This window comes from Rhodococcus wratislaviensis (genome assembly GCF_900455735.1).
Classification (GTDB): domain Bacteria; phylum Actinomycetota; class Actinomycetes; order Mycobacteriales; family Mycobacteriaceae; genus Rhodococcus_F; species Rhodococcus_F wratislaviensis.
Genome location: NZ_UAUI01000020.1, coordinates 30,672 through 52,088, shown reverse-complemented (window position 1 = coordinate 52,088; position 21,417 = coordinate 30,672). Strand labels below are relative to the sequence as shown.

Genomic DNA, 21,417 nt, shown 5'->3' with positions numbered 1-21,417 from the left:
CAGACGCACCAGCGGGGGGCGGGCGAGGTCGAATCGGGCGACGCGGTCGTCGTCGAGGAGGCGCTCGAGTTCCTCTCCGGCCGCCGACCCGTACCCGGTCAGATCCACCTCACGCCACGGCACGTCCACGGTGTCGACAACCAACTGCGCCGGGATACCGTGGTCGTCGAACTCGAATGCGGCACGCAGATTGGCGTGGTGTGCGAGAACGCCGGCGGCGGCACGGCGCAACCGCGCGGAGTCGACCGCGCCCTCGAGGTCGATGCGCAGTTGCGCGGTGTAGATGTCCAGCGAATCGGCGGCCAGCGTCGAGTGGAACAGCAGCCCGGACTGCAACGGGGACAGCGACCAGATCTCCCGCAGCCCCGGATGCGAGTGTTCCCAACGCTCGATCCGACTCTGGCTCACCGTGACCAGCTGGCAGTCGGATGGTGTCAGACCACCCGCGACGGGCTGAACAGTGTGAGCGGCAAGACCGTCGAGGGCGCTTCGCCACAGATCCGCGAGGGTTGCGACGTCGGACTCGCGGATCACCCCGGTCGGATACGCGAACGATGCCGTCAACCGGGGTCCCTCGGGGCTGTCGACTACCATCGCGTTGATGTCGATCACCGCGGCCACGGCCATGCCGGATCCGCTCGCTGTATTCAGGTCGGGCGCATCGGGGTCGGGCATCCAGCCGAGATCCTGCAGGTCGCCGAGGTGTTGCACGCCCATGCGGCCCAGGTAGTTGAAACTGATCTGCGGCTCCGGAAGACCCCCGAGAATCGGCCTCGCGCTCTCGTCGAGATGCCGGAGCAATCCGAATCCGACGCCACGGGCAGGCACCGCGACGAGTTGTTCCTTGACGGTTTTGATCACGACACCGGCAGCGTGTCCACCCTCGAAGGCCCCGCCGAGATCGACGGCCGGCAGATCGAGCCGGACAGGGAAGGCGCTGGTGAACCAACCGACGGTACGTGCAAGATCCGCGCCGGCCACGGCCTCCTCCTCGCGCCCGTGGCCTTCCAACGTCAGCAGCACCGAACGTTCGTCGATCCCGTGCGAGTGTCGCCACTGCACAACCGCCAACGCCAGCGCCGACAGGAGTCCGTCGTTGACGCCGCAGCCGAACACATCAGGAAGTCGGGCGAGCACCGCATCGGTCACTGCAGAACTCACGTCGATGTGCACCCGCTCGGTAGTGCGCATCGTGTCGATCGTGGGCACGATCGGACGTGTGCCGATCTGTGGGTCGGGGCCGCTGAGAACCTCTCGCCAATAGGGCAATTCGGCTCTGTGCGCTCCTCGATCTGCCGCGTCCTGCAGCCCATTCGCCCAGCGGCGGAACGATGTGCCCACCGGGGCCGGCGTCGGCGTCTGCCCCGCGCCCAGCTGCAGCCACGCCGTGGCGAGGTCCGGCAACAGCACGCGCCACGACACACCGTCCACCACCAGGTGGTGCGCGAGAACCAGCAGTCGACTTGGTGCACCCGCACATTCGGAGACACACCACACCAGCTGAAGCATGATCCCGTGTTCCGGGTCCAGGCGAGCCGCCGCCGCCGCACACTCGGCGCTCACCACGTCGGTGAACGCACGGCTGCCGGGTGCCGCCGCCGTGACGATCCTCGAGATCCGATCGCCGGCCGGCACACTACCGACGGCCGTCGTTTCGAACGTCCAGGCACCGTCCCCGTCGGGGAAGAACTTCGAACGCAGAGCATCGTGGTGATCGAGCACCGCCGCGAGCGTCGCGCTCAACCGATCAGGATCGACATCCGAGGGCAAGGTCAGCAGCAGCGCCTGGAAGAAGTCGTCGAAGGGGCCCCGCTCGAGCATCGAGCACATGATCGGGGTCGGCGGGGCACGCCCGACGCCGCCGCCCTCGAACTCCTCGAGGGCGACCGCCGATTCTGCCTCCACCGGGACCGCCACTGCGGCGATTCCGGCGATCGTCTTGTGCTCGAACACGGTCCGCGCACTGAAGCTGAGACCGAACTCCCTGGCTCGGGCGGCGATCTGCATCGCGACGATGCTGTCGCCGCCGAGCGCGAAGAGACTGTCGTCCACACTCACCCGGTCGAGGCCGAGCGCCTCGGCGACGAGACGCGAGAGCTGCTCCTCCGCCGGTGTCGACGCGGCGCGGAACTCGTGTTCAGCTGATCCGAAGTGTGGTTGAGGCAGTGCACTGCGGTCGAGTTTGCCGGCCGCCGTCACCGGCACGTGTTCGAGCCGCATCACCGCCGACGGGATCATGTGGGACGGCACGATTTCGGCGACGCCCTCGACAATCGCGACCGGATCGAATTCACGACCGGTGTCGAGGCGCACGTACGAGACCAGCGCCGTCGTGCCGCCCGCCGTCCGATGAACCACCGTCGCCGCGAAGTTGACGCCGTCCTGGGCGAGCAGTGCCGAGTCGATCTCGCCGAGTTCGATGCGGAAGCCACGAATCTTGACCTGGGTGTCGGACCGGCCGACGAATTCGAGCGTGTAGTGCTTCGCCTCGGCTCCCTGCGATGGCCGCACCCAGCGCACCTCGTCACCGGTTCGGTAGAGGCGAGACCCCGGCTCACCGAAGGGGTTGGCCACGAATCGGTTCGCCGTCAGCCCGTGCCGGTGGTGATAGCCGCGTGCGACTCCGGGGCCGGCGAGGTAGAGCTCACCCACCACCCCGACGGGCACGGCACGGAGCTTGCGGTCGAGCACCACGAGGCTCGCCCCCTGGATCGGCCGGCCGATGGAAATCGGTGCGCCCGGGGTCAGCGGCTCACCCGCGGTGATGATGATGGTCGTCTCGGTCGGCCCGTAACTGTTGGTGAAGCGGCACACCTGGCCGAACCGCTCCACGAGGTCGGGGGTGCATACGTCCCCGCCGACCACCACCGCCTCGAGATGTTCGAGCCCACGCGGATCGACTGTGTTCATCACCGTGGGAGCTGTGACGATGTGGGTCACGTGCTGTTCGCTCAGCAGGTCGACGAGGTCGCTTCCACCGTGCACCTCGGGCGGGGCGACGACCATCATGGCACCGGCGCTGAAGGCCTGGATCATCTCGAATACCGAGGCATCGAAGCTGGCCGACGAGAACCGTAGCATCCGCGATTCGTCGTGAATGCCGAGTTCCGGGCGGGCGCCGGCTGCGAAGTTCGACAGGCCGCTGTGGGTGACGACGACCCCTTTCGGAAGCCCGGTCGATCCCGATGTGTAGATCATGTACGCGGGGTGGTGGACCGACAGCGGGGCGCGGCGATCCACGTCGCCGATCGCCGTGTCCCGCTCGCGGTCACAGCGGGCGCGCACCTCGTCGTCGTCGAGGACGAGCCAGTGAATGCCGTCGGGCAGTGTTGCACGCAGTTCGTGAAGCGTGAGCCCCACCTGTGCCCCCGAATCGGACAGCATGTGCGCGACTCGCTCGGGTGGGAGCTTCGGATCGACGGGCACGAAGGCGGCCCCGGTCTTGGCGACCGCCCAGAACGCGACGAGTGATTCCGCCGACCGGGGAAGACTCAGCACGACGAAGGTTTCCGGCCCGGCCCCCGATTCGATCAGAAGTCGCGCCAGTTGATTGGATCGCTGGTCGAGCTCGTGGTAGGTGACCTTCCGTCCCGACGCCCGAATAGCGACTGCGTCCGGTGAGGCGGCAACGCCGGCGGCCAGCAAGTCGGGGAGGAGCCGCTCCGGCTCTGCCCGCGGACCGCGACATGGCACGAGATCCGCGCGTTCGTCGGCGTGCAGCACGGCGAGAGCAGCGATGCGGTCGGTGGCAGCTGACGCGGCGAAGGCGGCAAAGAATTCGAGGAACCGGGCATGGTGACCGCGCAGGTCCTGTTCGGTGTACAGATTCGGGTTGGCCTCGAAGTCGACCTGCGCCACGTCGCCTGCGACACCGGGATAGATGTTCACTGCGAGGTCCTCCACCGGACCGGTGGTCAGCACGTGGAGCCGGCCGATCGACGGACCGAGCCGAATCTCGTCGTGGAACATCATGATGTTGATCGACGGCCCGAAAAAGCCGCGACGACCACCCAGAACGCCCGCATCACGTCGTATGTCCTCGTGCCGGTACCTCTGGTGACGCAGCGCTCCGGTCAGCGCCAGTTGCGTGCATCTCATCAAGTCGACGGACGTCGTTTCGTCTCCGACCGAGAGTCGGATCGGAAGGACGTTGGAGATCATGCCGCCCGAGCGGCGCAACCGGGCGGTGGTGCGTGCCGAGACCGGCAAGCTCAGCACCACGTCGTCCTGGCCGGTCAGGCGGGACAGGAATGCTGCGACGGCGGCCACGGCGGCTGTCGCGAACGTCGCCCCGGGTTCCCGGTCGGTCAGACCCTGCAGTGCGGCTGTCGTAGCGGCGGACAGCGGTGCGCTGCTCACCAGCGACGGCGCGCCGATCTCGGCCGCTCGCCCTGCGAGGCTGATCGTCTGGGGAAGATTGCTGCTGCGCTCGGCCCAGTACTTGCGGTCCGTCTCGAACCGGCTCGAGGTGCGGTAGCGCGCCTCTTCTTCGACGACCTCCCGCAATCCACTCGCGGTGAACTCGGCCGGCGGGCGACCCTCGACCGCCGCGGTGTACAGCTCCGCGGCGCGGGACATGAACGTCATGGCACCGAAGCCGTCGAGGGCGATGTGGTGAATTCGCGAGTACCAGAAGTAGCAGTCGTCGGCGACGCGCAACATTGCCGAGCGGATCAGCCGATCGTGGAGGAGATCGATCGGATTGCTGTATTCGGCGCGCATCCACGCGTGGGCCGCGGCCCGCGGATCAGGATCGGAACGGAAGTCGAGATGCGTCATCTCGAAGCCGAGCGACTCGTCGACCGTCTGGAGCGGCTCACCGTCCCACTCGACGATTCGGAGCAGTCCGGTACCGAGTTCCCGGAGGGCGGCGGGTCCGATACGTGCGAGCAGGCCGATGTCGAGATCAGCGATACCGACCTCGACGTACTGAGCGATGACGATCGGAACGTCGCCCAGCAGGTGCTGGGCGAACCACATTCCACGTTGAGCGGCGGAGAGTGGGAACAGCTCGGACGGGGGCACGACATTCGTTATCACGGTGTCCGAAAGGACCGGATTCGTATCGAGATCGTCCAGCGATGACACCCTCGGCCCTCGGCAATCCATATATCGACACTGAAGCGCGCGAAGGGAGCACCCATTTCACTCAGCTGCGGCTATCGACTCCTCTCTTCGACGCTACCCGCGGCCCAGCCGCCCACGCGATAGCTAGCTCCGTTCATACCGCGCGGTCTCTATCTCGGCGATCAGCGAAGAGCACAACAAGTGGTTTGTTTTGTGCATCACAACCTTCGGATTCCGAGTGGACGGTCAGCCGTTGGCCGGCCGCCAGAGTTCGAGTCGCGGAATGTCCGGTGGCTCGAAACCCAGTACCTGGCCGTAGAAGGACAGTTCGGCGTTACGCGAGCTGATGAGAGTGGCCAGCTTCCGGAATCCGTGCGACTCCCCCTCGTACTCGAGGTAGGCGTGCGGGATGCCCTTCTCCACGAGCGCATCCCGGAACCGTTCCGCCTGCGACGGCGGCACGATCGGATCGTCGAGACCCTGCAGGAGCAGAACCGGGCAGTTCAGTCCGCCAACGTTGTTCAGCGGTGCACGTTCGGCGTAGAGGTCGGCCGCCTCGGGTAGCGGGCCGATCAGGCCGTCGATGTACCGGGACTCGAAGTCGTGTGTCTCCTTCACGAACCCGTCGAGTTCGGCCACCCCGAAGTAGGACGCACCGCACGCGAACACGTCCGACGTGGTCAGCGCCGCGAGCACGGTCCACCCGCCGGCGGATCCGCCCTCGATCGCCAGCCGGCCGGGGTCCGCCATGCCTGCGTCGGCGAGGCCGGTCACCGCCGTCACCACGTCCTCGACGTCGACGACCCCCCACTGTCCCCGCAACCGGTTGCGGTACTCGCGACCGTATCCCGTGGAACCGCCGTAGTTCACGTCGACGACGCCGATGCCGCGGCTGGTGAAGAACGCGAACACGGGATTCAGCGAAGGCGCGACCCGCGATGTGGGTCCGCCGTGCACGAACGCCACATACGGCGGCAATTCCCCGTCCCCGCCCCGGTACCGCGGGTGACGCGGCGGGTAGGCGATCACGTGGACTTCGCGTTCGGCGCCCTGGAACGTCAACTGCCGGGCCTCGGGGAGATATGCCGCCTCGGGAAGTTCGGTGACGGACAGCCGGACCGTGCGGAGTGCGCCGGTGTCGAGGTCGAGTTCGCGCAGGCCCGACGGGGTCTGGGCGCCGCCGGTGAGCAGCAGGATCCGGCTGCCGTTGCGGTCACCGAGGCCGACGCTGGTGAGCCCGTCCAGGGGGATGTCCACGAGCGAACCGGTCGCGGGATCGAGGACGGCGAGGGTGTCGGTTCCGAACGTCCTCACGGTCAGGAGCGTGCCGTCGTCGCGGCGGGTGTGCCAGCGGCCGCCGAGCATCCACAGCGCGCCGCCGAAGTCGGCGTCCATCGGGCACAACGCGACCGGGTCGGGATCGTCGATGCCGACGCGGTAGAGATTCCACCAGCCGCTGCGGTCGCTGATCGTGTACAGCTCGGTGGGACCGACCCATTCCGGTTGCAGCACCGATTCCTCGGGGCCGCCGAGAAGTGTCCGCACCTTCCCTGTCACGCGGCCGCCCTCGACCGCCACGACCCTGAGCTCGGTGCCGTCCCACGGCATCTGGGGGTGGTCCCATGCGATCCAGGCGAGGTGCCTGCGATCCGGGGACAGCCGCGGATTGGCCAGGAAGTCGGAGCCGGCGACGACGGACCGCACTCGATGCGGATCGTTCGCCGCCGACCCGTCCAGCGGAATCACGCAGATGTCGCGGGAGACGCCGCCGTCCGTGTCGTGCGTCTCGCGCACGGCCCACACCTCGCCGTCGATCACCGACAGGTCGCCGTACCGCAGCGAGCAGGGTTGCGGCGGTTCCGGTGTCAGCGGCACCGGCGTCCCGCCTTCCAGCAGGTACAGGCGCTGATCGCTGAACTCGGAGAACACCAGGCGGCCGGCGTCGGTGACGGTCCAGGCGCCGCCGCCGTACTCGTGAACCCTGGTGCGGGCGTTCCACGGCGCGGGCAGGACATCTTCCGGTTCGTCGTCCAGACCGAGGCGCCGCACCGCGACCCGCCCACCTTCGCTGGGTCGCAGTTCCGACCACCACACGTCGTCGCCCACGTACCGGCCGCCCTCAACGGGGTGGCCGCTGGAGGCGAGATCCGCCGCCGCGATCGGGGAGGGCCAGGAACCGTAAGGCGCAGAGGTCATCCGCCGAGGATATTCCGCCGTCCGCTACTCCGCAGGCAGCCACGCGCCGTGAAGGCCCGCCGGAACCCGGATCGGCAGCCGCACCTTCCCGATCGGCCCCGACCCGGGGTCGTCGGCGGGCAGCACGAAGAACCAGGACGACATGTCGCCCCGGTCGGTGCCGATCATTCCCCAGTACTCGTGCTCGGCGCCGGGCATGAAGATCGGCTCACCCACCGAGACGCTCCCCGGATCCCAGTGCGACTCGGTGCCGCGGGCCGTGTCGAAGAACCACAGTGAATCCTGCCGGCCCTGGCTGCGGTCGAGTTTGCCGACGGTCGCAACCGCCCGGTGCCCGCGGGTCAGCTCACGGTCGTCGACCCGCGGGAACTCGACGTCGCGGTCGCACACCACTTCTCGCGTCACCCGTCCGCTGCCGGGGTCGACGACGGCGCGAACCAACGAGCCGAGCGACGGCTCCGCGGCCTTCGCGAACCCGCCGGGATACGTCCACTCCACGTAGTCGACGCTCACCCTCCCGTCGGGCAGATCGAAGGCGTTCGCGAAGTGCCACACCCAGTAGGCGTCGTGTGTCGTCCACCGGACCGGACCGCCGTCGCGGGGCACCAGCGCGATCCTCGTGCCGTCCTCGGGCCGCCAGTCGAGCACGGACCCGCCGGTCAGGACGGCGGCGATGTCGAAGACCAGCGGGCACAGCATCAGGACGATGTAGCGCTCGGTGAGTGCCATGTCGTGGATCATCAGCGGGGTGTCCGCACCCTCGACCACCGTCGGTGTTCGCGCCACCGAGCCGTCGGGGTTGACCACCGACCACGTCAGGTACGGGGCCTCCAGCATGTAGTTGAACAGCACCATCTGTCCGGTGACCGGGTCGATCTTGGGGTGCGCGGTGCTCCCCACTCCCATGGCGCCGTCACAGTTCTCCCGTCCCACCGTGCTCAGGTCGGCGGGGTCGAGGCGGAACGGCAGCGTGGTCTCGGCCATCGCGAGCAGCCGTCCGCCGTGCCGGACGATGTTGATGTCGGGCAGCTCGCGTGACGTCCCCGCGAGTTCGGGGCCGACTTCGTCCTCCGTCGGTGTGTAGAGGTCGGTGACCCCGGGCCAGATGACGTGCCCGGCCTTCTCCTCCGCCTGCACCATCGGAGTTCGGACGAAGCGGTTGGTGTACCGGGCGGCACCGTCGGCCAGCTCGACACGGTGGACCATGCCGTCGCCGTCGAGCGGATAGACGTACGTCCCGATCGGATCGAACCGGGGGTTGGGCCCGTTGCGGAGATATGCGCCGTGAAGATCGGCGGGTAGCTCGCCGATCACCTCGAGATCCCGGACGTCCACCTCCTCCCGTTGCGGCGCGAACACCCCGACGAGATGGCTGTGGTGCGCGACGTCGACGGGTGCGGGGCGACGGGATACCGGTGCTGACATGTGCGTCATTCCCTCCGGGCGCGGTGAACACGACCCCCTCTCGAGGGTACGGCGGCCACCTGCGCGGGCGGGGTGTTTCGACGACGCGACGGCGGTCTGATACCCACCAGTAGAAATCCGGTTGCCCGGGAGTGGGAGAATGACGCTCGTGAGCAACCCAGACCACGGCCATCACCGCATGCCGCACCGCAAGCTGGAGCAGTCCACCAAGCTTCAGAACGTGCTCTACGAGATTCGTGGACCGGTACATGCCCACGCCGCCCGGCTGGAGGCGGAAGGCCACCGGATCCTGAAGCTCAACATCGGCAACCCTGCGCCGTTCGGTTTCGACGCGCCGGACGTGATCATGCGCGACATGATCGCCGCGCTCCCGTACGCGCAGGGGTACTCCGAGTCCAAGGGCATCCTGTCGGCGCGGCGCGCGATCGTCACCCGCTACGAGCTGGTCGCCGGGTTCCCCGAACTCGACGTCGACGACATCTACCTGGGCAACGGCGTGTCCGAGCTCATCACGATGACGATGCAGGCGCTCCTCGACAACGGCGACGAGGTGCTGATCCCGGCACCGGACTACCCGTTGTGGACGGCGATGACGAGCCTCGCCGGCGGCACCCCGGTGCACTACCTGTGCGACGAGGGCAACGACTGGAACCCCGACATCGCGGACATCGAGTCGAAGATCACGGACAAGACCAAGGCGCTGCTGGTCATCAACCCGAACAATCCGACGGGTGCGGTGTACTCGATGGAGGTGCTACAGCAGCTCGTCGACCTGGCGCGCAAGCATCAGCTGCTGCTCCTCGCGGACGAGATCTACGACAAGATCCTCTACGACGACGCCAAGCACATCTCACTCGCGACGCTGGCCCCGGACCTGCTGTGCCTGACGTTCAACGGCCTGTCGAAGGCGTACCGCGTCGCCGGTTACCGGTCCGGTTGGGTGGCCATCACGGGCCCGAAGGAACACGCCGCGGGTTTCCTCGAGGGACTCGACCTGCTGGCGTCGACGCGTCTGTGCCCGAACGTGCCCGGTCAGCACGCCATCCAGGTGGCGCTCGGTGGGCACCAGAGCATCGAAGACCTGATCCTGCCGGGTGGGCGACTGCTCGAGCAGCGTGACGTGGCCTGGGAACGGCTCAACATGATTCCGGGTGTCTCCTGTGTGAAGCCGAAGGGCGCGCTGTACGCCTTTCCCCGCCTCGACCCGAACGTCTACGAGATCTACGACGACGAGAAGCTGGTCCAGGACCTTCTGCTGCAGGAGAAGATCCTGATGGTGCAGGGCACCGGGTTCAACTGGCCGGACCACGATCACCTCCGCATCGTGACGTTGCCGTGGGCGCGTGATCTCGCTGTCGCCATCGAGCGGTTCGGAAATTTCCTCACCAGCTACAAGCAGTAGGATCGAGACACAGCAAGCGACACGCGCGTCGCTTGCGTGTCTCCTGGGGGAAAAGCATGGTCACCAGCACCCGCGCGCGTTTCGGACAATTCGTCCACCGACGGCGGCGTTTGCTGAACCTGACACAGGACGAGGTCACGGCCGCGGGTGGCCCGTCCGACGCAGCTCAGACGCGTGCCGAGAACGGGACCGGCCCGGATCCGAGCATCGAGACCCTCCGCAAGCTGGATGTCGCGCTCCGCTGGGCTCCGGGCAGCGCGGCTCGCACCCTCGACGGCGGCCATCCGACCCCGCTCGAGGCGCTCGACGGGGACGACCGGTCGCCTACCGCGCGCCCGCTGACGCTCGGGCCGTCGGAGATTCCGCTGGATCTGGACACGATCATCGAGATCCTGGGGCCGCACACCCAGATCACGAAGCTGAGCGCGGCGCATCCCGAGGTTCCGGGCCTCGCTGAAGCGGCGGGCGAACTGAGCCGGGTGGTCTCGAAGATCACCGGCGCGTACGTGACGCGGTTGCTGGAAGTCAACGGAGGACCCGCCGGGCCGCGCCAACCGCTGGTGGAATTCGCGTTCGGTCATCTGCTGGAGGAACCGTCCACGGTGACCGACCCGCGTGAGCTCGAGGAAGCGCGGTATCGCCGCTTCCTCTACGGCCGCGGAGAGGATCTCGACGCGGCCACCCGGGAGCGCTTCTGGCGGCGATGGGAGGACGCGGTGAAACTCGTGGCCACCGAGGATCCCGAACGCAGCGGAGACGCGGAGGTGAACGCATGAACGGCGTGCCACTGTCGGTGCGGGTCAACCGCCTCTTCTCGCTGGCCCACGACCTCGACGGTCCCGAACCGGGTGACGACACCGTCGCCGCGGGTGTGTCGCGGATCCTCGGCCGTCCCGTCGAGCCGTCCGAGATCGAGTCCCTGCGCAGAAACGATCACCCCGCGCCCGAGCCCGACGTCCTGCGGGCGGTCGCGCAGCACTTCCACGCCCCAGAGCAGTACCTCGCCGCCGACGGCTATCACGACTACGACACGCTGGTCCGTTTCAAGATCGCGGTCCGCGAGGCCGGCGTCCGGCACCTGTCGATGCGATCGCTCGACGCATCCGCGGAGCCGACCACGGCGGAAATGGAATCGCTGATTCCCCTTCTGGAGAATCTGCGGCGGAGTCACGGACCGGTGCCGGTCGCGGCCCCGGACCCTCGTCAGACCTGAGCGGGGACGCGCGCCGACGGGTCCGCGGGGCCGCCGAACTGAGGGAGGCGACGCGCCCACAGTTCGGCCGCCAGATGCTCGGCGTCCCGCCAGTGATCGGCCAGCCGGGCCAGCTCCCACGGTTCGCCGCCGACGTCGGTCGTGAACAGGTGCGCCGTCCCGCCTGTGCCGTGCGCGCGGTGACCGGCCCTGCGGGCCAGGCACGCGAGGTGCAGTCGCGTCGCGGTGACCACGGGCGGCGCGGCGCCGGTATGCCCGCCGAGTTCGAACACCACGTGCCGGTCGAGGATCATGATCGCGTCGCGGATCTCGACGCTCATGCGGTCCAGGCGGCTCCGGGACGACAGTGCCCGGCGATCCGCCGGTCGCAGTTCCAGGACCACTTCGGGCACCGCGCCGGTCAGGGTCAGCCATATCGGCTGCAGACGCCGGGTGACCCGCCGCGACCGCCGCCGGTGACCGAGCACCCGTACCACCGGTCCGACCGAGATGAGCGCGCCCGCCGACACGACGAGCAGGCGGATGAACGCCCCCGAGTCGCTGTGCGATTCGGTCAGGGCGTTGTCTTCGCTGACCGCGTTGACCACACCGGTCGTCACGACGACCCCCATGTCGAACACCTCGAACAACGACAGGGCGATGACCGCGAGAAACACCCGGCGCTCGCGTCCCGGTGTCGCGGTGCGCACGGCCTTCAGCGAGATCCAGAGGTTGAGCAGGGCGACGGACAGGATCGGAACCGCGTACGTGATGCAGTACGCCGCGAAGGGCCAGCCACCCTCGTCGGCGATGGCGACGCCCCGCGATCGCGCCGGCGCGCTGAGGCCGATGAGGATTGCCCCCGCGACGGCACACATCGACAGCGAGACGACGTGGATTCGGGGAAGACGCGACGGGCCGAGTGCCCACGCGGAGAACAGGCTGATCAGCGACGCCGCGGTGAGGATGATGCAGACGTTGCTGAGAGTGTTCGCGAATCCGTAGCCGAACCAGCGGTCGAGCCAGACCTGCGCCAGCGATCTCTGGAGGACCAGGGAGAGGGAGGCGAAGACGAGGGCGGCGTTCATCCGGCGTTCGGCGACCGTCGACCGGACGAGAGCCAGGCGCAGGAGGGTCGTCCCCCACACGACGGCCAGGAGTGGCCAGCTCACATAGGTGGGCGGTTCGTACACGGCGTCAGAACGTTCCGAGCATCCGCGACACCCGTGCGTCACCGACGGTGTCGTCGCTCGTCCTCGCTCGGCGACCCGCCATGATCAGGGTGGCGAGAAGCTCCGCCTCGTATTCCTGGTCGTTCGAATAGTTGGACCGGCCGAGCATTTTGACCACGCGCGCCGTGTCGACCGACGGCGCGGTCACCGACAGCACTGTCGAGTCGACGGAGGTGTCCCCGACCGTGTCGCGGTCGTGGCCGAGCTCCATGTGTGCCAGTTCGTGGCAGATGATGTGGGTGGCGTGCACGTCCGACGTTCCTGCTGCATACAGGATCACGTCGTCCTCGGCCCGGGCGAGCCAGAGACCGGAATGACCGCCCTGGACCAGGGAGTGCGACACCGGGACCAGGTGAATAGGACGCCCACGACGGGCTGCGACGCCGGCGACGAGCTGATCCCTGTTCCAGGGCACGGGAATACCCATCTCCGCCACGATCCGGCGAAGATGGTTGCTGGATCGCGACTGCCGCGAGATTCGCACTGGAACACCTCCGAACGGCCATAATCCTAGGCCGTCGGGGTGCGAGGTCACGACATGTGGGCGATTTCACCTACCCGGTTGACGAATACCCCTACCGTGTCGGTAGATTGGCAACCGGCACCTCGAGTGCCTCGAGCACCTGTCGCCCCTCCCCCCCTGTGGGCGCCAGGTTGGTGGCGGGGTCAACCCCCCCTGTACCCCGCCACCCAGCTCGGCAAATCTCTCCACGCAGCGGCTCAGCGTCCGCGGAACACACCCCTCGTTCGGAGTTCCGGACCACCTCTGCGTGGAGTTCGGCGTTCGCTGCAGATTAGCTGCTGCGTGCCATGCTTCGATATCTAATCACACCGGCGACATATAAGCGACACGAGAGCAATACGCGCCTGACAGTGTGGCACCACCGGCACCGCACGCCCCTTCCGTCACAGCGTCGCCGGTCGCCGTCCGACTACCCTGTCGTGCGTGCCGAGACAATCCCCCCAGCAGCCGACGCGATGCGGCCGATGAGCGAATTCCACGGACACGGACACGGACACGGCCACGGCCACAGCGACGGACCGGCCCCGATGGGGCCCGTGGCCGCCAAGGTGGTCGTCGGGCTCCTCGTCGCCATCGGCATCGCGGTGCTCATCGGCGTTATCGCGTTGTGGCCCGGCAAACCGGGCGTCGACGTCGAACAGCCCTTCCAGAGCGCCCAGGGCGGTGCGGTCGTCACGGAGTCGGGCACGGTCACGATGCAGAACATCGGCGACTGTGGAAGCCCGTCGGCCGGGCGCGTCTTCACCGGCGCCCCGCTGCCGCCGCCCGCCGGCGCGTACGAGTGCCAGCGCAGCATCGTCGACATCGAGTCCGGTCCCAACACCGGTACCCAGACGCTGCTCGAAATCATTCCCGGACCCGGGCAACCCGACCTCCGGGTGGGCGAGAGCATCCGGCTGTCCCGTCAGACGGACGTGAACGGCACAACGGAGTACTCGTTCGAGGATTACGCCCGCGGCCTGCCCGTCACTCTCATCGCACTCGCGTTCGCCGTCGTCGTGATCGCGGTCGCGCGCTGGCGCGGATTCCGGGCGCTCGTCGGCATCGTGGTTTCGTTCGGCGTGCTCGTCCTGTTCACGCTCCCGGCCCTGCTGGACGGACAACCCGCGATCCCGGTGGCTCTCGTCTCTGGCGCCGTGATCCTGTATGCCGTGCTGTACCTCGCGCACGGTGTCTCCCTGCGAACGAGTTCGGCGTTGCTGGGCACTCTCGCGTCGATGCTGGTGGCCGCGATCCTGTCCTACGCCACCATCGAGATGACTCGTCTGACAGGGCTTTCCGAGGAACAGAACACCAACGTCCAGACGTACATCCAGCACGTCAGCATCACCGGCCTCCTGCTGGCCGGGTTCATCATCGGCTCGCTCGGTGTGCTCAACGACGTCACCATCACGCAGGCGGCGTCGGCGTTCGAACTGGCGTCGCTCGACCCCGACGCGTCCCGGCGTCAGATCTTCGGTTCGGCGATGCGCGTCGGTCGCGATCACATCGCCAGCACCGTCTACACCCTCGTCCTCGCGTATGCCGGCGGGGCGCTGCCGCTGCTGTTGCTGTTCAGTGTTGCGGGGCGGTCGATCCAGGACGTGCTGCTCAGCGATGCCGTGGCCATCGAGATCGTGCGTTCGGCGGTCGGTGGCATCGCCCTCGCGCTGTCGGTTCCGCTGACCACCGCGATCGCGGTGATGCTGGCACGTCCGATCGGCGCGGGTCCCTCCGGCAGGGCGCCCGCGATCACGCCGTCACGCGGTGGCCGCCATTCGAAGTAGCGCGGCGACCGCTAGCTGAAGACGCCGAACTCCCGGAGGATGATGAAGACGATGGCGATGATCATCAGCGCGTAGACGGTCAGCATCGTCACCTTGGCCGCATGCTCGCTGGTGGGCGGGAACATCTTCAGGATCGGCTTGGAATAGGCGACGAGCCGGCGCGTTTCTGCCGGCGAGGCCGCCGAAGGCCTGGGAACGTTGGGAGTGCTGTGGAACTCCGCTGGATTTGCAGTCACTGCACACATCCTCTCTACGCCGGAACCATTCCCATCGTAGGCCCGGAGAACGGCGGCGACTACGTTCCGGGGAACCTGGGGAGTTCGGGCAGTTGGAGCGGCGGCAATTGGATCTGCGGCAGACCGGGGAACAGTGGTGGGGGCGGTGGAGGCGGCGGCGCGGGCGCCGGCTCGGGAATCCGGATCTGCGACGCCGTCTGGACCGGCGCTTCGACGGCCGCGGACGTCGGAGACGGCGGGACCGTCGTCGGCGACGGCGTGGCCACCTCGGTCACGACCGGCGACTCGGGGGTGAGTTGCGTGGTCACCGGCTGAGACGAGCCCTCCGTGCGGGCCAACAGGTTCTTGCCGTACCCGAGCCCGAGCCCGATCACCGCCACCACGGCGAGCGCGCTGCCCGCCAGCGCGGCCCCCCGGATCTGGGGCTTGGCCACCTGCTGACTCGGCGGCGGCGCGGCAGCGCTCAGCCAGGACGGAGTACTCGACGGCGCACCGGTGCGTGCGACGGTTGTGCTCGGAGCCTGGTGGGTGGATACGACTGCGTCCGGTGCCGACTGCGGTGTGGATGGCGGCGGGAGGACCTTGGCGACCTCGGCGGGTGGCGGAACCACCTGCTGGGCGAGCAGCGCAGCACCCTGTGCCGCAACGAGTTCGGGGTGATCGGGAACGACGACCGGCAACCCGAGCCACGATTGCAGCACCGACCGCACCAGGGGAATGCGGGCACCGCCGCCGATGAGCACGACGGCATCGGGCGCTCGACCCGACCTCGTGACGACGTCGCGGGCGAGGCGCGCCGAGGATTCGACGGTGACACCGATCAGCGCGTCGAAGACGTCGCGGGACAGCAACAGCAGCCCGCCGTCACCCGGCACCGCGACGGCGCCGCCGGTGGACAGGCGCTCCTTCGCCTCACGACAGCGGAGGTCGAGGGCGACGCCTGCGGCCGCGTCCCCGGGCTCCTCGATTCGGTTGTTCTCCAACTGGTTGTCGCGGATCAGCCGGTCGAAGACGTCTCCGCTCACCGTGTCGGTGCGGACGGTCTCCACCACCTCACCCGACGCCCGGTCGACGACGCTCACGGTGAGCCCGGAGCTGCCCAGGTCGTAGAACACGAGCGTTGCATGTGCGCCGAGGGCGCCCGAGACGTCGAGGAACTTCAGCGCCGCCGCGGCCTCGGTGACTAGTTGGTAGTTCGCGAGCTGCTGCCGGGCCATCGCCGCCTGGACGGCGCCTGCCTGGGCTTCGTCGCGGTAGGCGACCCCGGTGGCGTGGACCTGCCCGGCGTCGGGTGCCCCGGCGAGGACGACGCCGATCGATTCGGCGGCAAGTTCCTCCGGTAGATCCCGGCCCGCGGCGACGACCTGGGCCCGGAAATCGGGAACGAGCCGGCTCCCGGCGTCGTCACGGTTCACGGAGTCGGGTCGCGCCAAGCGCACAGCGCTCGCACCGACCGACACACCTAGAACCGAACTCATGGGCCGCCTAACTCGACTGTGCACGGGTTCGATCCGGAATCCCCCCACTCCATGGCCCGCAGTCTAGCGAAGCGGTCCGACGGGGCAACCGAGCCACCGTTCGGCGGGAGGCAACTCAGAAGTTGCTCGCGATGATCACTCCCGCGATGCCCGTGCCCAGCGGCACGAACGTGCAGGGCGGCACGATCGTGTGTGCCGGATCGAGCGTGTTGAGCACCAGTTGCTGGGAGAACGGGTCGTAGGGCAGGTTGAAATGCCCGGTCTGATCCAGCGGGCACAGGTCCTGAACGAGGATGTTGGTGGCACCGGGGTCGTGCAGCGCGACGTTGGTGTACGGCTGGATCACCTCGTCGTACCGCGTCCCGATCGTGGTGTATTCGACGCCGGGGACGGTGTCACCGCCCGCATTGAGTGCCGTGAGGAACGGCGACCCCTGCACCTGCTCGGCGAGCGCCTCCGAACCGATCCCCACGATCAGTTCGTTGCCGCCGGGCAGCGTCTGCAGAGCCGTGGCGATCCCGAAGAACGTTCCACCGTAGGACGGCGACGCGATGCCGATCCAGCGGTTCACTTTCGAGGCCCCGCCCAGCCTGTTGATGTAGTACCGGGCCACCGTCGCGCCCTGTGAGTGCCCGATCAGGTCGACCTGGTCCGCACCGGTTGCGGCCAGTACGTCGTCGACGAAGACCTCGAGTTCGGCTGCCCCCTGTGTCATCGTCTGCATTCCGTAGTGCTCGGTGCCGGGTTTTTGTCCGTAGTTCAGGGCGAACACGCAGTAGCCGGCGGCTTTCAATTTCGGGCTCAACCCGGCCCAGTTCGAGTAGGCACTGCCGTCGCTCCCGTGGACGAGGATCACGGGGTGGGGGTGCGCGGGACCGGGGCGGCACGTGAAGTCGTTGGTCCCGGGCGGCGCAGAATGCGGATGGTGCTTCGCGTACGCGATCGCCGCGCCGGCGTCGGATTGCGCCGGACCCGGCAGGGTCGGGACTTCCGCCGCCTGAGCAGGCGCACTGCCGAGCCCACAGATACAGACAACGGCAGCGAGGAGTGCGAGTCGGGATCCGTGACGTGCCTTCGACATCGCCAGCCCTCCGTTGCGATTGAGGCTGACGCTACCGCCCGCCGATGCGCCGGGAGCGGGGATCGTCAACCCGTTATCGCAGGGAACCTCGAGGTCACGATCCGTTATCTGCGCGCGTTATCCCCTCCCGAGACCTCGATAGACCCACCCCGCGGTGCGCCAGTCCGAGGCGTCGAGACAGTTGCGGCCGTCGACCATCACCCGCGCACGCACCACATCGTTCAGATCCTCCGGTTGCAGGGCCGCGAACTCCGCCCACTCGGTGAGCAGAAGCACGGCGTCGGCGTTGTCGCACGCCTCGACCGCTGACGTCGCGTAGTTCAGCGTGGGGAACAGTCTCCGCGAGTTGTCCAGGGCTTTCGGGTCGTAGACGCTGACCACCGCCCCGTGCAACTGCATCATTCCCGCCACGTTGAGTGCCGGCGAGTCGCGGACGTCGTCGGATTCGGGCTTGAAGGCGGCGCCGAGTACGGCGACGTTGGCGCCGAGCAGCGAACCTCCGCACACCTGCGCCGCCAACTCCACCATCCGGGTGCGGCGCCGCATGTTGATGCTGTCCACCTCACGGAGGAAGTGCAGTGCCTGGTTCGCGCCCAGCTCACCCGCCCTCGCCATGAACGCGCGGATGTCCTTGGGCAGGCAGCCGCCGCCGAAGCCGAGACCGGCGTTGAGGAAGCGCCGGCCGATCCGCGCGTCGTATCCGAGGGCGTCGGCGAGTTGCGTGACGTCGGCGCCGGTGGCCTCGCACACCTCGGAGATGGCGTTGATGAACGAGATCTTGGTGGCGAGGAACGCGTTGGCCGAGACCTTCACCAGTTCCGCGGTGGCGAGGTCGGTGACCAGGAACGGAATGTCCTCGCCGAGCAGGCGGGCATACAGTTCGCGCAACTCGGTCTCCGCGCGTCCGGGGCGCTGCCGGTCCACCCCCAGCACCATCCGGTCGGGGTGCAGGGTGTCCTCGACGGCGAAGCCCTCCCGCAGGAACTCCGGATTCCACGCCACTTCCACGGCGTCACCGGCCGGCGCGAGCGCCCGGGCCCGCGCACCCAGATCCGCCGCCGTCCCGACGGGAACGGTCGACTTGCCGACGATGACGGCCGGACGATCGAGCAGCGGCGCGAGCGTGTCGATCACCGAGTGCACGTGCCGCAGGTCCGCGGCGTACTCCCCCTTCTTCTGAGGGGTGCCGACACCGAGAAAGTGGAGGTCCGCGAACTCGGCGGCCTCGCTGTACGACGTGGTGAAGTGCAACCGGCCGGCGTCGATGTTCCGGCGCAGAACCTCCCCCAGCCCGGGCTCGTAGAACGGGACCTCCCCGGAGGAGAGTTTCGCCACTTTTCCGGGATCGATATCGACGCCCAGGACGTCGTGGCCCAGTTCCGCCATACAGGCGGCGTGGGTGGCTCCCAGGTATCCGGTTCCAAACACGGTGCAGCGCATGCACCCTTGATAACCAGTGCAGGTGAGCGCGATATTTACCGGACTGATGTTCGAAGCCAACAGTGCGTGTACGAACGGTGCGAGGCGAGACCCTATGCTTCGCCCATGCATGTTCTCTTCGTCTGCACCGGAAACGTCTGTCGCTCCCCAACGGCTGAGCGCCTCGCAGTGGCATACGCCGAGGAGCTCGGGATCACCGATCTGACTGCCGAAAGTGCAGGTACCCGCGCCGCGGTCGGACGCCCGATGGAACCGACGGCCGCGCAAGTCCTCGAAGGGCTCGGCGGTGATCCGAGCGATTTCACCGCGCGGATGCTCACCGCCGACCTGGCGGCGGATGCCGATCTGGTGTTGACGATGACCGAGCGTCAGCGCGAGAAGGTGCTGGCGCTGGCCCCGGAGCAGCTGAAGAAGACGTTCACGCTCCGGGAGGCGGCTCGGCTCGCGGAGGCGGCGGATGCGAAGTCGGTGGCCGACCTGGCTGCGGCACGTCCCAAACACAAGGCCGACGAGACCCCGGAGGACGTTCCGGACCCGATGGGGCAGGACGAGGACACCTTCCTGACCATCGGGTCCGAGATCGCCGATCTACTGGGTGTGGTCGCGCGGAGCGTCCGTCTCTGACCAGGCTTCCTGGTCGTCGCGGTAGCGGCGGGTGCGCCTCGGTGTGGGAGGCACCGGAGCGCCCGCCTGCTGCTCGTTGCCGTAGTGGTCGGGACTGCCGTACCACTGCTGACCCTGGTCGCCCTGGTAGGCCGGAGCGCCCTGGTACACCGGAGCACCCTGATACGCGGGCACTTCCTGCTGATCTCCCCCGTTCGGACCGTACTGCTGCGACGGGTATTCGTCGCGAACGTACGGAGCGGGCTGCGGCTGCTGAGGTGCCTGGTGTTGAGGGGGCTGCTGCTGCACGGGAGGCTGCACGGGGGCGGCCTGCTGCATCTGCGGCAGAGACTTGTCGGTCTCGTAGTAGTACTTGTACTCGTAGACGCCCCGTCCGCGGCTCGGCGTCATCGTGATGATCGTTCCGAGGATGGTCGCGCCCACGCTGTGCAGGTTGCCCGCCGCCCTCGACAGCTGATCCCTCTTGGTCTCGGCGTGCCGCGCGATGACCAGCGCGCCGTCCGACATCGCGGTCAGCACGGTCGCGTCGGTGACCGGCAGCAGCGGTGACGCGTCGACGATCACGTAGTCGAACCGTCCGCGCAGATCGGCCAGCACCTGGCGGGCCGTCTCCGTTCCGAGGAGCTCACTCGGGTTCGGCGGGATCGGTCCGGACGCCAGGACCGTGAGACCCGAGTACTGCGTCGGCTGGAGTACGGCGTCGAGGTCGGCCTTGCCGGCGAGCACGCTGCTGAGACCGACGGAACCGACGACACCGAGGTACTTCGACACCCGCGGCTTACGGAGGTCGCCCTCGACCAGGCACACGTTCTGGCCGCCCTCCGCCAGCACGAGCGCGATGTTGATGGCGGTGGTGGTCTTACCCTCGGTGGGCAGCGAACTGGTGACGACGATGACACGCGGCGGGTTGTCGACCTCGAGGAATTGCAGGTTGGTCCGCAGCTCCCGGTAGGACTCGGCGCTCGACGAGTTGCCTTCCGCGAAATTGATGGCCTGCTGCGTCTGCCGCTCCTTGTCGAACGGGATGGTGCCGATCAGTGCGGAACCGGCCAGTTCCTCGACGGTGCGCCGGTCCTTGACCGTGTTGTCGAGGCGATCGCGCAGGACGGCGAAGGCGATACCGAGGAGGAGTCCGACCGCCGCACCCAAGGCAAGGTTGCGGAGCGTCTTGGGTGAGACGGGAGTCGACGGGGTCTGCGCCTGCTGTTCGACGACGACCCGTGCGGCGGGGGCGCCGCCCTTCTCCGGGGTCTCGAGCTCCCTGGCCATGACGACGAACTCGTCGGACAGGGCATTGGCGATGTCGCGGGCGCGTTCCGGCGACGGATCCTGCACCTTCACGTCGATGAGCACGGTGTCGGGCGCGGAGCTGGCCTTCACCTGTGAGGCGAGCGCCGAGGCGGTGCCGCCGAGATCGAGCTTGTCGATCGTCCGCTGCGCGAGAGTCTCACCGGTGAGCAGCTTGGTGTACGACGTCACTCGCTGCTGCGAGAACAGGTTTCCCTGGTACACCTCGTTCACCGACGATCCTGCGGACGTCGAGACGAACAACCGTGTCGACGCTTCGTAGATGGGAGTCGTCAGCAACGACGCCCCGAGCGCACCGAGGATCGCCACGACGGTGGTGATCGCGATGATTTTCCAACGTGACTGCAGAATTCGCAGGTAGTCCTGAATTTCCATTATCGAGTCTCTTCCAATTGCGTCACGCTCAGCGGCGCGATCGAGCTGTCATTCACATCGTCTTGACCCGAC

15 protein-coding genes are annotated in these 21,417 nt (G+C 67.9%); 5 read left to right on the top strand and 10 right to left on the bottom strand.

Annotation, left to right across the window (positions count from 1 at the left end; genetic code table 11):
• The 3 genes from DTA22_RS21935 to DTA22_RS21925 all read right to left on the bottom strand — a co-directional run.
• On the bottom strand, nucleotides 1-5,109 hold a 5,109-nt coding region (locus DTA22_RS21935; RefSeq protein WP_146777790.1), incomplete at its 3' end, for a non-ribosomal peptide synthetase.
• 204 nt (nucleotides 5,110-5,313) lie between these two features.
• Complete coding sequence (locus tag DTA22_RS21930; protein ID WP_112300880.1) at nucleotides 5,314-7,263, bottom strand: S9 family peptidase; 1,950 nt, start codon at nucleotides 7,261-7,263, stop codon at nucleotides 5,314-5,316.
• Nucleotides 7,264-7,287: 24 nt separating this feature from the next.
• Nucleotides 7,288-8,688, bottom strand: coding sequence for a carotenoid oxygenase family protein (locus DTA22_RS21925; RefSeq protein ID WP_112300885.1), 1,401 nt, complete (start codon nucleotides 8,686-8,688; stop codon nucleotides 7,288-7,290).
• A 139-nt stretch (nucleotides 8,689-8,827) separates the two neighbouring features.
• Between DTA22_RS21925 and DTA22_RS21920 the strand changes: the two genes are divergently transcribed.
• Genes DTA22_RS21920 through DTA22_RS21910 form a run of 3 tightly spaced genes read left to right on the top strand, consistent with a single transcriptional unit; the run spans nucleotide 8,828 to nucleotide 11,303 of the window.
• Complete coding sequence (locus tag DTA22_RS21920; RefSeq protein WP_005238257.1) at nucleotides 8,828-10,090, top strand: pyridoxal phosphate-dependent aminotransferase; 1,263 nt, start codon at nucleotides 8,828-8,830, stop codon at nucleotides 10,088-10,090.
• 56 nt (nucleotides 10,091-10,146) lie between these two features.
• Nucleotides 10,147-10,866 carry a helix-turn-helix domain-containing protein gene (locus tag DTA22_RS21915; protein ID WP_037243474.1) on the top strand — a complete coding sequence of 240 codons (720 nt, stop codon included), beginning with the start codon at nucleotides 10,147-10,149 and terminating at the stop codon, nucleotides 10,864-10,866.
• Nucleotides 10,863-11,303, top strand: coding sequence for a hypothetical protein (locus tag DTA22_RS21910; protein ID WP_112300879.1), 441 nt, complete (start codon nucleotides 10,863-10,865; stop codon nucleotides 11,301-11,303). The genes DTA22_RS21915 and DTA22_RS21910 overlap by 4 nt, the downstream gene beginning before the upstream one ends.
• On the opposite strand, the gene DTA22_RS21905 is transcribed toward DTA22_RS21910, so the two are convergent.
• Together DTA22_RS21905 and DTA22_RS21900 are read right to left on the bottom strand one after the other, a co-directional pair.
• A complete protein-coding gene (locus DTA22_RS21905; protein ID WP_245973334.1) occupies nucleotides 11,294-12,454 on the bottom strand; it encodes an MAB_1171c family putative transporter in 1,161 nt (386 codons plus the stop codon). The genes DTA22_RS21910 and DTA22_RS21905 overlap by 10 nt on opposite strands.
• A gap of 25 nt (nucleotides 12,455-12,479) precedes the next feature.
• Nucleotides 12,480-12,998, bottom strand: coding sequence for a hypothetical protein (locus DTA22_RS21900; protein WP_112300877.1), 519 nt, complete (start codon nucleotides 12,996-12,998; stop codon nucleotides 12,480-12,482).
• Nucleotides 12,999-13,501: 503 nt separating this feature from the next.
• Between DTA22_RS21900 and DTA22_RS21895 the strand changes: the two genes are divergently transcribed.
• A complete protein-coding gene (locus tag DTA22_RS21895; protein ID WP_174233843.1) occupies nucleotides 13,502-14,803 on the top strand; it encodes a YibE/F family protein in 1,302 nt (433 codons plus the stop codon).
• Between the two features lie 11 nt (nucleotides 14,804-14,814).
• Here DTA22_RS21895 and DTA22_RS21890 read toward each other — a convergent pair whose 3' ends face one another.
• From DTA22_RS21890 to DTA22_RS21875, 4 genes are all read right to left on the bottom strand, one after another.
• Nucleotides 14,815-15,048, bottom strand: a complete 234-nt coding sequence (locus DTA22_RS21890; protein ID WP_255221777.1) for a hypothetical protein — start codon at nucleotides 15,046-15,048, stop codon at nucleotides 14,815-14,817.
• A 50-nt stretch (nucleotides 15,049-15,098) separates the two neighbouring features.
• Nucleotides 15,099-16,517, bottom strand: coding sequence for an Hsp70 family protein (locus DTA22_RS21885; RefSeq protein ID WP_174233842.1), 1,419 nt, complete (start codon nucleotides 16,515-16,517; stop codon nucleotides 15,099-15,101).
• A 115-nt stretch (nucleotides 16,518-16,632) separates the two neighbouring features.
• Nucleotides 16,633-17,598 carry an esterase/lipase family protein gene (locus DTA22_RS21880; protein ID WP_112300875.1) on the bottom strand — a complete coding sequence of 322 codons (966 nt, stop codon included), beginning with the start codon at nucleotides 17,596-17,598 and terminating at the stop codon, nucleotides 16,633-16,635.
• Between the two features lie 117 nt (nucleotides 17,599-17,715).
• Entirely contained in the window at nucleotides 17,716-19,038 is a 1,323-nt protein-coding gene (locus DTA22_RS21875; protein ID WP_112300874.1) for a UDP-glucose dehydrogenase family protein, read from the bottom strand.
• Between the two features lie 105 nt (nucleotides 19,039-19,143).
• On the opposite strand from DTA22_RS21875, the gene DTA22_RS21870 reads away from it, so the two are divergent.
• Nucleotides 19,144-19,662, top strand: coding sequence for an arsenate reductase/protein-tyrosine-phosphatase family protein (locus DTA22_RS21870; protein WP_011597644.1), 519 nt, complete (start codon nucleotides 19,144-19,146; stop codon nucleotides 19,660-19,662).
• On the opposite strand, the gene DTA22_RS21865 is transcribed toward DTA22_RS21870, so the two are convergent.
• Nucleotides 19,627-21,345 (bottom strand): tyrosine-protein kinase domain-containing protein, encoded by a 1,719-nt coding sequence (locus tag DTA22_RS21865; RefSeq protein ID WP_112300873.1) that lies wholly within the window; start codon nucleotides 21,343-21,345, stop codon nucleotides 19,627-19,629. The two genes, DTA22_RS21870 and DTA22_RS21865, sit on opposite strands and share 36 nt — an antisense overlap.
• Nucleotides 21,346-21,417: the final 72 nt, after the last annotated feature.